11 protein-coding genes are annotated in these 12954 nt (G+C 58.8%); 1 reads left to right on the forward strand and 10 read right to left on the reverse strand.

Translation table 11 applies throughout. The features are described 5' to 3' along the window. Positions 1-62: 62 nt before the first annotated feature. Positions 63-359, reverse strand: coding sequence for a DUF3509 domain-containing protein (locus JOE34_RS25270; RefSeq protein WP_003314237.1), 297 nt, complete (start codon positions 357-359; stop codon positions 63-65). 289 nt (positions 360-648) lie between these two features. On the opposite strand from JOE34_RS25270, the gene JOE34_RS25275 reads away from it, so the two are divergent. Beyond that, positions 649-1311, forward strand: a complete 663-nt coding sequence (locus tag JOE34_RS25275) for a response regulator (protein ID WP_017277712.1) — start codon at positions 649-651, stop codon at positions 1309-1311. Here the strand turns inward: JOE34_RS25275 and JOE34_RS25280 are convergent. From JOE34_RS25280 to rimM, 9 genes are all read right to left on the reverse strand, one after another. Further along, positions 1284-2645 (reverse strand): EAL domain-containing response regulator, encoded by a 1362-nt coding sequence (locus tag JOE34_RS25280; protein WP_209996795.1) that lies wholly within the window; start codon positions 2643-2645, stop codon positions 1284-1286. The genes JOE34_RS25275 and JOE34_RS25280 overlap by 28 nt on opposite strands. 31 nt (positions 2646-2676) lie before the next feature. After that, complete coding sequence (locus JOE34_RS25285; protein ID WP_245227068.1) at positions 2677-6306, reverse strand: transporter substrate-binding domain-containing protein; 3630 nt, start codon at positions 6304-6306, stop codon at positions 2677-2679. Between the two features lie 120 nt (positions 6307-6426). Beyond that, a complete protein-coding gene (gene thrC / locus JOE34_RS25290; protein WP_003314231.1) occupies positions 6427-7836 on the reverse strand; it encodes a threonine synthase in 1410 nt (469 codons plus the stop codon). A 98-nt stretch (positions 7837-7934) separates the two neighbouring features. Beyond that, positions 7935-9239: a homoserine dehydrogenase gene (locus JOE34_RS25295; protein ID WP_003314229.1), complete on the reverse strand. Its 1305-nt coding sequence runs from the start codon at positions 9237-9239 to the stop codon at positions 7935-7937. 136 nt (positions 9240-9375) lie between these two features. Then, positions 9376-10116: a bifunctional protein-disulfide isomerase/oxidoreductase DsbC gene (gene dsbC, locus JOE34_RS25300; RefSeq protein ID WP_010416035.1), complete on the reverse strand. Its 741-nt coding sequence runs from the start codon at positions 10114-10116 to the stop codon at positions 9376-9378. A 145-nt stretch (positions 10117-10261) separates the two neighbouring features. Then, positions 10262-11158, reverse strand: coding sequence for a site-specific tyrosine recombinase XerD (gene xerD, locus JOE34_RS25305; protein ID WP_010416032.1), 897 nt, complete (start codon positions 11156-11158; stop codon positions 10262-10264). A 103-nt stretch (positions 11159-11261) separates the two neighbouring features. After that, positions 11262-11612: a 50S ribosomal protein L19 gene (rplS, locus tag JOE34_RS25310; protein WP_002552524.1), complete on the reverse strand. Its 351-nt coding sequence runs from the start codon at positions 11610-11612 to the stop codon at positions 11262-11264. Positions 11613-11656: 44 nt separating this feature from the next. Then, positions 11657-12409, reverse strand: coding sequence for a tRNA (guanosine(37)-N1)-methyltransferase TrmD (trmD, locus tag JOE34_RS25315; RefSeq protein WP_002552523.1), 753 nt, complete (start codon positions 12407-12409; stop codon positions 11657-11659). Between the two features lie 5 nt (positions 12410-12414). Then, positions 12415-12954 (reverse strand): ribosome maturation factor RimM, encoded by a 540-nt coding sequence (gene rimM, locus JOE34_RS25320; RefSeq protein WP_003314225.1) that lies wholly within the window; start codon positions 12952-12954, stop codon positions 12415-12417.

Genomic DNA, 12954 nt, shown 5'->3' on the forward strand with positions numbered 1-12954 from the left:
AATCGATAGGAGTGCAGCGAACCCGTCAGGTTCCGGTATCGGAGACGTCGGTTAAGCAACTGTTAAGCAAATGATGGAGTGCCGACAAACGTGCGACTGATTGCAGCATTGCGCATGGCGGCAATGACGCAGGGTTCGATTCGACCCTCCGCAACCATCAGATCGCGGCGCAGACCGTCTACCACGTCGGTGAGCTGACGCTTGTCGCTCAGTTGATCAGCGCCAAATGCGCGTTCGATCACACTGGTGCCCGATTTGTCTTTCAGAGTCACCAGACGTTCGCCCCGAGAGCCGGCCGGGCCAATACTGGCCTGATAGGGAGCCAGCGCTTCGCTTAGCAGTAAGCTGATATTTTCCATCCGGATCACCACTCAACAGTTTGAATGCAAAGGTGCTAATCAATGACCATCGGCGACAGCAGAAAGTTCTTTCTATCGCCGAATCGCAGCACCTGTCTGTCATTTCGAGCATGCCTGTTGAATGTGACAAGGAAAAAACCGGACGCCAATGACAAAAGAAAGCGAGCTTGTAGGAAGAATCCAACATAATTCCGCTACGCGTCCTACAAGGTGCCTATGCTCTTGATCACTGCGCTAAACACCTCCAGCGCGTGCAATACCCGTATAGCCTTTTTCACGGAGCCACCTCTTGAGCGAGTCCGCTGATCGCCCGCTGCGGGTCATCGTGGCTGATGACCACCCGATTTTTCTCATCGGCCTGCGAGTCGTCCTGGAGCAGGACAATCTGGCCAGCGTCGTCGCCGAGGCCTGCAATCCGGACGAACTGCTCCAGGCACTCGAACGCCACGCATGCGATGTGCTGGTGACCGACTTCATGATGCCCGTCGAACGGCAGAACGATGGCCTGCGTCTGCTGCAGCGCATCCGCCGGGACTTTCCCACGCTGCCGGTGATCGTTGTCACGACCCTGAGCAATGCCGGACTGTTTCAGTCCATGCTCGACCTGGATGTCCGAGGTCTGTTGAGCAAGGCCAGCCTTGCCGGAGAGCTGCCTGCTGCCATCAAGGGGGTCAGGCGCGGTGAGCTTTTTGTCGCCGATTCGGTACGCAGCGTGCTGAGCGAAGCCCGTCAGCATGGCTCCGATGCGCTACTACCGGCAGATCGCTTGTCGCCAAGGGAGCTGGAAGTGTTACGCCTGCTCTCGGCGGGCCATACGGTTGGCCGGATCGCTGCGCAACTCAATCGCAGCAAACAGACCGTCAGCGCTCAGAAAGTCGCCGCCATGCGTAAGCTCGGACTGGCCAATGACGCAGCCCTGTTCATTTATTTGCAGGAAAGCGGCATGTCCTGAAGCGGGTCGTCTCTGCAAACGGCGTGCAGGTGGCCGCTGTCACGCTCGGCGACCCAGCGCATGAACGCCGAGGCCGACATCGGGCGAGCGATGAAATACCCTTGAATGGCGGGATCGCCCAACGCCAGCAGACTGTGGACGTCTTCAATCGTCTCGACACCTTCAACCACGACCGACATCGACAGCCTCTGCGCCATCAGCAAGGCACCGGCAACCACCGCCGATTTACGCGCGTCGTCGGCCATGCCGCGCACGAACTCGGTCGGTATTTTCAGCTCGCTGAAAGGTAATTGCAGAAGACGGTCGATATTCGAGGCGCCCATACCAAAGTCATCGATAGACAACTTGCAGCCCTGCATGCATAACCTCAGCAGGCCTTCGAGCTGCCAGGTTTCCGGGCGCGCGGCGTCCTGCTCGAGAATTTCCAGGGTCAGCGCGGTGGCCGGCACGCCATGGCGGGCAAGCGCTTGCGTGATCTGCTCGGCGAAATCCAGCTGTTGCAGCACGTGCGGGTCAATGTTGACGGCAACCGACAGCGCCTCACCCTGCTCGCGCATGGCCTGCGCAGAAAACTGCAGCGCCTGATCCAGCACCCGCCAGGTCAACGCAACGGTGAGTCCTTCAGCCTCGATGGCCTCGATAAATCGCCCGGGTGCCAGCAGGCCGTACACCGGATGCTGCCAGCGAACCAACGCTTCGGCGCCCAGCAACTCGCCCTGCAGACTGACCTTGGGTTGAAAATAGGTGATCCATTGTTCGGCGATGGACGCCACGTCTATCGGTCCGCTGCCGGTCGGGTCAAACAATTCGATGGCGCAAAGAGCGCTGAACGTGCTGCCCGACGCTGCCTGCTCTATACAGTCTGAGCGGCCGGGTCCATACGCCTCGAGCAGCTCGTACAACGCCCCCGCGGAGGCCGGTTTCTGCATATAGCCCAGAACGTTCAGGCCTTGGGCGAGCGCCAGTTGCGCCACCCCTTCCAACACGCAGGCGGCAGAACAGCTGACAATGATCAGCGCGCGCGCCAGGCCGTTCTCAGCCATGAAGCGGATCAGCTCCAGACCATCAGGCCCTTCCATCTGCAAGTCACAGATCGCGATGTCGACAGGGCCGCGGCTTTGCAGGGAAAGCCTGGCGACCTCGACGCTGTCGGCCGCCAGCACATCGAACACCTGATTGGCGTTGAGCATCTGATGCAGAGCCATCAGCTGGAAAGGATGGTCTTCGAGAATGAGAACCTTGAGTGAGTGCACGATCACGCCTGTGGAGTCAGAGCCATCGGCCCGGGATAACGCCAACTGTAGCTCGTACCGGACACCCGCCCCATAGGACATGTCCTAAACCCGCCACACTGTGTCGCTGGATTCAATTGCCTGGCCCTGCGGTCTCGGGCACGGCCACCAGTTGCAATTCGATATCCGCGCGCAGACCGGTCATGGCCACTTCCAGTGCCTGCCAGCGTTCGGCCAGGCTGGCCGTGCTCTGCAGCCGAACACTGTCGTCCAGCGCGGCACAGGCCTTGGCAAGCGGCACTGCGTCAACCAGACTCGCAGCGCCCTTGAGCCGATGCAGACAGGCGCTCAGGGTCTCCCAGTCACTGGCCGACACCGCGGGCTCCAGCAACGCGTGCTCATGCCTGAGGTTCTTCCATAATTCGCTCAGCAACCGTTGCATCTGTTGCGGGTTGGCCTGAGTCATGGTTTGTAGCGTGCCGATGTCGAACGTCGGTTCACGTACCCGATCCGCCAACTCATGGGCCAGACGCGCCAGTGACAGCGGCTTGATCAGCAGGCCATCCATGCCTGCCTGCTCGCAACGTGCCGCCTCGTCACTCATTGCGTTGGCGGTACAGCCGATCACCGGGCAGCGCTGACGTTGCTCTTTCTCTTCGATCTGGCGAATGGCCTGGGTCAATGCATAGCCGCTGATACCCGGCATATTGCAGTCGGTGATGACCGCGTCGAACACACCTTCGCACCAGCTCGACAACGCCGCCTTGCCGTCTTCGACAGCCGTTACCTGATGGCCAAGAAACTCCAGCTGCCGGGTCAACACCAGACGATTGGCGGACATGTCATCAACCACCAACAGATGAAGGCTACGCGTGTCGACAAGCACATCCGTCACATCGTCCGCGGGCAAAACCGGCTCGCTCACCCTGGTCAACGGCAGATCGATGGTGACCAGGGTCCCCTTGCCCGGCTCGCTGTGCAGGCTGATGTCGCCCTTCATCAGCTCCACCAGTTGCCGGGTAATACTCAACCCCAGCCCGCTGCCTCCGTAGTATGCGGCCGTGTCATCGCTTGCCTGGGTGAAAGGTTGAAATACCTGCTGCTGACGCTGCGGATCGATACCCTCGCCGCTGTCCTGAATACCAATGCGCACGCGCGTGGACTCAGGCGAGTCATGGGTCACGTCGAGCGTCACGACCACCGCACCTTGCCGAGTGAACTTCAAGGCGTTGCCCAGCACGTTGTGCAGTACCTGACGCAATCTAAAGGGATCCAGCCAGTAGTCGCCGCGCGCCTGCCCGGAGAATTCCAGGCGCAGTTCCACGCCCTTTTCCCCAGCCTGCGCGGAAAAAAGCTCAATCACGCCGTCGAAAAGTTCTTGCAGGGACGTCACAGCCAGTGACAACTGCATGCCGCCCGCTTCGATTCTGGCCAGGTCAAGACTTTCGCCAATCAGCGCGACCAGTTCCGTAGCCGAGCGGTGAGCCACTTGCAGGCCCTGCGATGGAATCTTGCCCAGACGCAAGGCTTGTTCGCATTCCAGTTCCAGCAAACCAATGATTGCCCCCATCGGCGTGCGAATTTCATGGCTCATGCTGGCCAGAAAAGCACTTTTTGCCTCATTTGCCTGATCGGCCAGGCGCATGGCTTCCTGAAGCTGCTGTTCCAGTTGCTTGCGCTCTGTGATATCGATCCAGCCGCCGAGCAGCCCCTGCAACTGTCCATCGGCAGCGAAGAAAGGCACCGTCCATTGCCAGACGTCCATACGTTTGCCCGGCAGTTCGATGGTGCGATCAGAAAAGACCGGCTGATGATTCTCCAGCAGAGTGAGGTAATCGGTATGCATCTGCTCGGCCAACGCACGCGGGATCAGATTGACATCCGTGAGGCGTCGGCCATTCATCTGTTCGAAACTGATGCCCAGGCTCTGCTCGTAGCTACGGTTACAGGAAATCAGGCGCCCTTTGAGATCGCGCACATAAATCGGATTGGGGATACCGTCGAACAGAGCGTGTTTAAAGGCCAGTTGATCATTGAGCTGCCTTTGCACCCTTTGGCGCTGGCGAATCTGTACCTTGAGGCGACTGCTCCAGGTCAGCGACACCAGCCCGATCAGCAAAGCCAGAGACACGACCCAGAACACCCAGGGCGGTATGCGCCCCCAGAGCGACGGCTGAGGCAGCGCCGAGCCCAGCCACTTCAGACGGATCGAGCGTAACTCGGCCACCGGAAACTCCTCCAGCGCCTTGTTCAGAATCCCCAGCAGTTCGGGCTGAGTCTTGATCACTGAAAATCTGTCGGGCGACCACTGGCCTTCGACACTTCTGGCAACTTTCAGTTGTCCGGACGGAAACAGGTAAGCCCCCACTTCATTCTGAATGGTCGCGTCGGCGGCACCACTTTCCACCAGCGCACGGGCCTGATCGTAGGTGTCCACCAGACGCAGCTGGATCAAGGGGTGCTCGCGCCTGATCAGGTCCTCGAGCGCATGCCTGGCCGGCAGTGCCAGTACTTTCCCGGTCAGACTGTCGAGCGATATGTGCGACGAGCGGTCGGAGCGCACTACGAACATCCAGCTATTGCCGCCGAACGAATAGGTAAAATCCAGGAACCGTCGGCGCTCGGTATTTTCCGCGAGCGTCGTGTTCATGTCAGCCTGACCGGCGCGCAGCATGTCGATACTCAGCTGCGTGGAGGGCAGTTCCTGATGGACGAACTGCAAGCCGGTCATACGCGAGATACGTGACAGCACATCTGCGTTCAACCCCACCCAGTGGCCGTTCTTGTCTTTGTAGATATACGGTGGGTGCTGCACGGTCGCGATGTTCACACTCGGATGCTTGAGCAGCCAGCGTCGCTCGGCACTGGTGAGGCGAATGCGTTGTCCTTCAACGTCAGCGCCCAGCCCCATAGTCCAGCGGCCGAGCACTTCACGACTGGTCGAGGGTGCAATGCTGTCCAGGGCGCGATTGATGAAGGTCAGCAAGCGCTGCTCGTCACCCCGCACCGCAAAAGAAAACCCCACCGGGGGCAAACGACTCTCGAATTTGATCTGCAAACCGAGGTAGGGCCGCAGGGCGGTGTAGGCACGGACTATGACTTCGTTGCCGATGAAAACGTCCACTTCACCCTGACTCAAGGCTTCCAGAGCACTGTAGAGGTTAGGCGCAATAATGATCTGGCTGTCGGGATAAACGCGGTGCAGCACCTCCGAATCGGCATAGCCATCAAGCAGCACGACCTTCTTGCCAGCCAGGTTCGACGGCGGGCTCAGATCGTTACCGCGGCCAACGACTACCGATCGATCGGGCATGTATTCGGTTGAGAAAGACAGCCCCTTCACACCCCGCTCGAAACCATTGGCACTGGTCAGCAGGTCTATCTTGCCGCCGCGCAGCGCTTCGATAGCCTCGTCACGCTTGGCGTACCCGGTGACCTGCACCGGGAGGTTCAACTGGTCGCTGACCAGCCCCAGGTAATCGGCACTGATGCCCTGATAACGGTTGCGATCACTGGTGATATCGATCGGCTCGTAGTCTGCGATCGCAATGCCGACCCGAAGTACCTTGCGCTGGTCGAGCCAGGCACGGTCCTGATCTTTGAGCGCCAGATCCGCGGAAACCACAAAAGGGGCTGTCAGTGAAAACGGCAAGCTTTGCGCCGCATTGGCTGCTCCGGCAAAAATCAGCGCCAGCAATACCCATACCTTGCGCCATGCGCTGCATCCCGATGTACTGCCTGCCTCCCTGACTACGCTCTGCATACTTGCCTGCTTCACTACGAATGACTCAACTCTATGGTTCGAAAAACCAGCGAAGTTTGGCACGTAGAAACAGAAAGGCCCGCCAGATGGCGGGCCTAAAGTTGTTACACGACGCTTCTGTCAGAGCGGTTTACCGCGATTACCATGCTGGCTGACAAACGCCTGTATGGCTTTCAGGTCATTTGGCAGAACCGTACAGCGCTCGTCCCGCTCGAACAAATCAGACAAATGTGCAGGCAGTTCAAGCGCTTTTCCTACACCGGCTTTCTCCACCGCCTCCGGAAACTTGACCGGATGCGCCGTGCCCAGAATCACCATCGGCGTGTCCAGACTGCGGCGGCATTCGCGCGCAGCCTTCACCCCGATAGCGGTATGCGGGTCGAGCAACTCGCCGGTGCTGGCGAACACTTCGGCGATGGTCGTGCAGGTGTCTTCATCACTGACCGCCAGCGAATCGAACAGTTTGCGGGTCTCGGTCCAGCGCTCTTCTTCGACGCTGAAACCGCCGCCCTGGCGGAACGTGCTCATCAACTCGGCAATGGCAGCGCCGTTACGACCGTGCATGTCGAACAGCAGGCGCTCGAAGTTGGACGACACCATGATGTCCATGGAAGGCGACAGCGTGGCGTGCAGCGTTTCCTTGACGTACTGATTGCCGCTCATGAAGCGGTGCAGGATGTCGTTGCGGTTGGTGGCGACGATCAACTGGTTGATCGGCAGCCCCATGTTGCGCGCCAGATAACCGGCAAAGATATCGCCGAAGTTACCGGTCGGTACCGAGAACGATACCGAACGCGCAGGTCCGCCCAGCTGCAGCGACGCGTGGAAGTAGTAAACGATCTGGGCCATGATCCGCGCCCAGTTGATCGAGTTGACCGCGACCAGCGGTGTGCCCTTCAGGAAGCTCTGGTCAGCGAAGCTGGCCTTGACCATTTCCTGGCAGTCGTCGAAGTTGCCTTCGACTGCAATGTTATGAATGTTGTCGCCGAAGATGGTGGTCATCTGCCGACGTTGTACATCCGATACCCGGTTGTTCGGGTGCAGGATGAAAATGTCGACGTTATCGCAGCGACGGCAGCCTTCGATTGCCGCAGAACCGGTGTCGCCCGAGGTCGCGCCGATGATCACGACACGCTGGCCACGCTTGGCCAGAATGTAGTCGAGCAGGCGGCCAAGCAGTTGCAGTGCGAAGTCCTTGAAGGCCAGTGTCGGACCATGGAACAGTTCGAGCACCCACTCGTTGCCATGCAGCTGGCGCAGCGGCGCAACAGCACTGTGGGCAAACACGCCATAGGTCTCTTCGAGAATCTTTTTGAAGTCGGCATCCGGGATGCTGCCAGCCACGAAGGGGCGCATCACCCGAAAGGCGAGTTCGTGATAAGGCAGACCTGCCCACGAAGCGATCTCTTCCTGTGTGAAGCGCGGCAGGTTTTCCGGCACGTAGAGGCCGCCATCGCTGGCCAGACCAGTCAACAGCACGTCTTCGAAATTCAGGGCCGGCGCCTGGCCGCGAGTACTGATATAGCGCATGGGATCAAACCTTTGGTCTGTGCTGAAAGCCAGGGCTCCAAGGCTGCAAGGTCGAAACGACCGGCTTGCAGCCTGGAGCTGAGAGCTTGCAGTTGATGTTAATTAAGGTGCTCGACGCGGATACGAACCACCGGGCCAACCACGTCCTGCAGGGCTTCCAGGGCTTGAATGGCGTCATTGATACGCTGCTCCACTACCCGGTGAGTCAACAGGATCATCGGCACCAGGCCATCGTGCTCTTCGACATCCTTTTGCATGATCGATTCGATGTTGATACCACGCTCGGACAGGATGCTCGCGACCTGAGCCAGCACGCCCGGGTGATCCTTGGCCTGAATGCGCAGGTAATAGGCGCTCTCGCAGGCTTCGATCGGCAGGATCGGGTGGGCGGACAACGAATCTGGCTGGAAGGCCAGATGAGGCACGCGATTTTCGGGGTCGGAGGTCATCGCACGGACCACATCGACCAGATCGGCCACCACCGAAGATGCAGTGGGCTCCATGCCGGCACCCGCGCCGTAGAACAGCGTCGAGCCGGACGCATCGCCATTGACCATCACAGCATTCATGACGCCGTTGACGTTGGCGATCAGGCGATCGGCCGGGATCAACGTCGGGTGTACGCGCAGTTCGATGCCTTGAGACGTGCTGCGTGCAACGCCCAGGTGCTTGATGCGATAGCCCAGCGCTTCGGCATAGTTGACGTCTGCAGTCGTCAGCTTGGTGATGCCTTCGGTGTAGGCCTTGTCGAACTGCAGCGGAATGCCGAAGGCAATGGAGGCAAGGATGGTCAGCTTGTGCGCCGCGTCGATACCTTCGACGTCGAATGTCGGGTCGGCCTCGGCATAACCCAGCGCCTGAGCTTCAGCCAGCACATCCGGGAACGTACGGCCCTTCTCGCGCATTTCGGTGAGGATAAAGTTGCCAGTGCCGTTGATGATGCCGGCAACCCAGTTGATGCGGTTTGCCGACAGGCCTTCGCGGATGGCCTTGATGACCGGAATACCACCGGCAACAGCTGCTTCAAAAGCGACGATAACGCCCTTCTCACGCGCCTTGGCGAAGATTTCGTTGCCATGCACAGCGATCAGCGCCTTGTTGGCGGTCACCACGTGCTTGCCGTTTTCGATGGCCTTGAGCACCAGGTCGCGGGCAACGGTATAGCCGCCGATCAGTTCCACGACGATGTCGATTTCAGGGTTGGTCGCAATGGCAAACACATCGCTGGTGGTCGGCGTACCGGTAATCTGGCAATTGGGGTTTGGTGTACGAACCGCAATTTGCGCAACTTCGATTCCACGCCCGGCACGGCGGGCAATCTCCTCGGCGTTACGCTGAAGTACGTTGAAAGTACCGCCACCGACAGTACCCAGCCCACATATGCCTACTTTGACCGGTTTCACTGATGAACTCCCCGAAAAACAGCCGAACCTGAATCGGCTGTGGAAAAACGGCCGCATGGCGCCATGCGGCTGAAATTTTGACGACACTCCGGCTGCTTGCGCCCTGTCTGCACAAGGCGCGTCTGAAAACACCGGCTTATTTGGCGCCCAGTGCCAGCTTGGCAACCTGCGCCGCAGGCTGATAGCCCGGAATCACCTGACCGTCGGCCAGGACAATCGCAGGCGTGCCGTTGACGCCGATCGACTGGCCGAGCTCATATTGCTTGCTGACCGGATTGTCGCATTTGGCGGCCTTGATGTCCTTGCCATCGACCATGCGGTCCATCGCGCCTTTGCGGTCCTTGGAGCACCAGACGGCCTGCAACTGCTCGTCACCCGGAGAGCCAAGCCCCTGACGCGGGAAGGCCAGGTAACGGACTTCGACACCCATCTTGTTCAACTGAGCGACTTCCTGATGCAGCTTGTGGCAATACGGGCAGGTGGTGTCGGTGAATACCGTGATGTGAGACTTGGTCTCGCCCACCGCCGGATAGATCACCATCTCGGAAGCAGGAATGGCATTGATGGTCTTGGAAATGGCCAGACGCTCGGTCTTCTCGGTCAGGTTGACCGGCTTGCCGTTCTGCACCTGAAACAGGTAACCCTGCACCACGAACTGACCGTCGGCGCTGGCGTACAGGACGCGGCCGCCCTTGAGCTTCACTTCATAGAGGCCATTGAGCGGGCTCGGCGAAATACTCTCGACCGGCAGCTGCAATTCCAGCGAGTCGAGCGTCTTGCGGATGGCCTGATCGGGGGCTGCATCCGCCAGGGCAGAGATACTGAAGGTGCCGGCCAGCATCAAAGCGGCGGCAGCGAAAATCTGTGGCAAACGCATGAAAACTCCTATGACGGCGGACAGGCTGGCAACTGTCGAAAAAAGGCGTGCCAGCCTTGATAGGCGAAACCGGCAAAGCCTACCACATAAGGCTCGCGGGGCCGACTCGGAGCGACGTAAGAAGCTTCGCAAAATACGTCGTGAATCAACCGCGCGGATGATGCCTAGCATGCAATTCCTGCAACCGCGCACGCGCCACATGGGTGTAGATCTGCGTCGTCGAGAGATCACTGTGCCCGAGCAACATCTGCACCACGCGCAAGTCAGCGCCGTGGTTGAGCAGATGGGTGGCGAAGGCATGGCGCAGGGTGTGCGGCGACAGGGATTTGCCGATGCCCGCAACAGTCGCCTGATGCTTGATACGGTGCCAGAAGGTCTGGCGGGTCATCTGGTCGCCGCGGGTGCTCGGGAACAGCACGTCGCTGGGCTTTCCGCCCAGCAACTCGTCGCGGGCACCGCGCAGGTAACGCTCGACCCAGACGATGGACTCTTCGCCCATGGGCACCAGTCGCTCCTTGCTGCCTTTGCCCATCACGCGCAGCACGCCCTGACGCAGATTGACCTGCTCCAGGGTCAGGCTGATCAGTTCGGTCACGCGCAGACCGCAGGCATACAGCACCTCAAGCATGGCGCGGTCACGTTCGCCGATGGGTTCGCTCAGGTCGGGAGCAGCAAGCAATGCTTCGACATCGGCTTCGGAAAGCGATTTGGGCAACGGTTTGCCCAACTGAGGCATGTCGATCTGCAAGGTAGGATCGACGGAAATCAGCTTTTCGCGCAGCAGATAGCGGTAGAAGCCACGTGCGCCGGACAGGAAACGCGCCGTGGAGCGAGGCTTGTAGGCATTCTCAACGCGCCAGGCAAGATGATCGAGGATGACTTCGCGCCCGGCACTGATCAGGTCAACGTTGCGCTCCTGCAGCCAGCCGTTGAACAGCGCCAGATCACTGCGGTAAGAATCCCGGGTATTGTCGGACAGCCCCTTCTCAAGCCAGAGCGCGTCCAGAAACCGGTCAATCAGCGGGTGGTCGATGGCAGCCATGTTCACTCAGTGCATGTGTCGGTAGACAAGGGATGAATCATCAAACAACAGACAGCAAAAAGGCAGCCCTGAGGCTGCCTTTTTTATGCATCGAAAAACTGTATCAGGACAGTTTTTCCTTGATGCGCGCTGCTTTACCGGACAGGTCACGCAGGTAGTACAGTTTGGCCTTGCGAACGTCACCGCGACGTTTCACAGCCATGCTGTCGATTTGCGGGCTGTAAGTCTGGAAAGTACGCTCAACGCCAACACCGTTGGAGATTTTACGAACAGTGAAAGCACTGTTCACGCCACGGTTACGCTTGGCAATTACAACGCCTTCGAATGCTTGCAGACGAGCGCGGTCGCCTTCCTTCACTTTAACCTGGACGACGATGGTGTCGCCTGGTGCAAAGGTAGGGATCTCTTTGGTCATCTGCTCTGCTTCGAGGGCAAGAATGATTTTGTTAGTCATGCTGGTGCTCCTAAGGTAATCCGTCTGGATCGACCATCGATACGTTAACTATCGTCCCGCTCGCGGATGTATTCCGCCAGCAGCTTCTTCTCTTCTCCAGAAAGCGAGCGGCTTTCCAGAAGATCAGCGCGTCGTTCATAGGTCCGCCCAAGGGACTGCTGTAAACGCCAACGCCGGATGTGCGCGTGATTGCCACTTAGCAACACGTCGGGAACACGCTGATCCGCATACACCTCAGGTCGGGTGTAATGCGGGCAATCCAGCAGACCGTCCGTGAAGGAATCTTCCTCCGCGGAGTCCACATGCCCTAAAGCTCCAGGCAGCAGCCGCGTAACCGCGTCAATCAGGACCATAGCCGGCAGCTCGCCACCGGAAAGAACATAGTCACCAATCGACCACTCTTCATCGACATGAGCATCAATAAAACGCTCGTCAATGCCTTCATAACGACCGGCGATGAGGATAATCGCTTCCTCCTGCGCCAGTTCGCGTACCGCAGACTGATTCAGCTGGCGGCCTTGTGGCGACAGGTAAATCACCTTCGCCGCATCCCCTGCCGCTTGCCTGGCCTGAACCAGAGCATCTTCAAGGGGCTTGATCTTCATCACCATGCCCGGACCACCGCCAAATGGGCGATCATCCACAGTGTGATGGCGATCAGTGGTGTAATCCCGCGGATTCCAACAAGTGAGCTGCAACAGCCCTTGTTTCACCGCACGGCTGGTAATGCCGTATTCGCTGATGGCGGAAAACATCTCGGGAAACAGACTGATGACTTCTATGCGCAGGCTGGCCATGGCATTCAGAAGTCCGCGTCCCAATCCACCTTCATCTCGCCAGCAGCCATATCGATTGCCAACACGCATTGCTCTGTATAGGGCAACAGGCGTTCACGATCATCCAGGCTACCCGCGCAGGGCTTTACAACCATTACATCGTTCGAACCGGTTTCGAGCAGGTGATCGATTTTCCCGAGCAATTGCCCGAGTTGGTCGATGACCTTGAGGCCTTCAAGCTGGTACCAGTAGTACTCGCCATCGTCCAGATCAGGGAACAGGTTACGCGGCACGCAGATTTCGTAACCGGACAGAAGACGGGCTTCTTCACGATCATCGAGACCCTTGAGCTTTGTGACCAGAAACTTGCTTTGCAAGCGTCCGCTGACCAGCTCCACCTGCTTATCAACGCTGCCTTCGCGCCGAAGCGTCCAGGTTTTGTAGTCCAACAGGTTTCCAATCGGATCAGTAAAGGAATAAACCTTCACTTCGCCGCGAACGCCATGAACCGAATAAATCTTGCCAATGACGATCAGATCGTCGGCAGATGCAGGCGTCGCGCTCAT

Origin of the sequence: Pseudomonas sp. PvP028 (genome assembly GCF_017832255.1) — a bacterium.
Classification (GTDB): domain Bacteria; phylum Pseudomonadota; class Gammaproteobacteria; order Pseudomonadales; family Pseudomonadaceae; genus Aquipseudomonas; species Aquipseudomonas syringae.

Excerpts from the sequence above, each read along its gene's own strand:
- JOE34_RS25270 (WP_003314237.1), bottom strand. The coding sequence starts at position 359 with ATGGAAAATATCAGCTTACTGCTAAGCGAAGCGCTGGCTCCCTATCAG.
- JOE34_RS25280 (WP_209996795.1), bottom strand. The coding sequence starts at position 2,645 with ATGTCCTATGGGGCGGGTGTCCGGTACGAGCTACAGTTGGCGTTATCC.
- JOE34_RS25285 (WP_245227068.1), bottom strand. The coding sequence starts at position 6,306 with ATGCAGAGCGTAGTCAGGGAGGCAGGCAGTACATCGGGATGCAGCGCA.
- thrC (WP_003314231.1), bottom strand. The coding sequence starts at position 7,836 with ATGCGCTATATCAGTACTCGCGGCCAGGCGCCGGCCCTGAATTTCGAA.
- dsbC (WP_010416035.1), bottom strand. The coding sequence starts at position 10,116 with ATGCGTTTGCCACAGATTTTCGCTGCCGCCGCTTTGATGCTGGCCGGC.
- xerD (WP_010416032.1), bottom strand. The coding sequence starts at position 11,158 with ATGGCTGCCATCGACCACCCGCTGATTGACCGGTTTCTGGACGCGCTC.
- rplS (WP_002552524.1), bottom strand. The coding sequence starts at position 11,612 with ATGACTAACAAAATCATTCTTGCCCTCGAAGCAGAGCAGATGACCAAA.
- trmD (WP_002552523.1), bottom strand. The coding sequence starts at position 12,409 with ATGGCCAGCCTGCGCATAGAAGTCATCAGTCTGTTTCCCGAGATGTTT.
- rimM (WP_003314225.1), bottom strand. The coding sequence starts at position 12,954 with ATGAGCGCGACGCCTGCATCTGCCGACGATCTGATCGTCATTGGCAAG.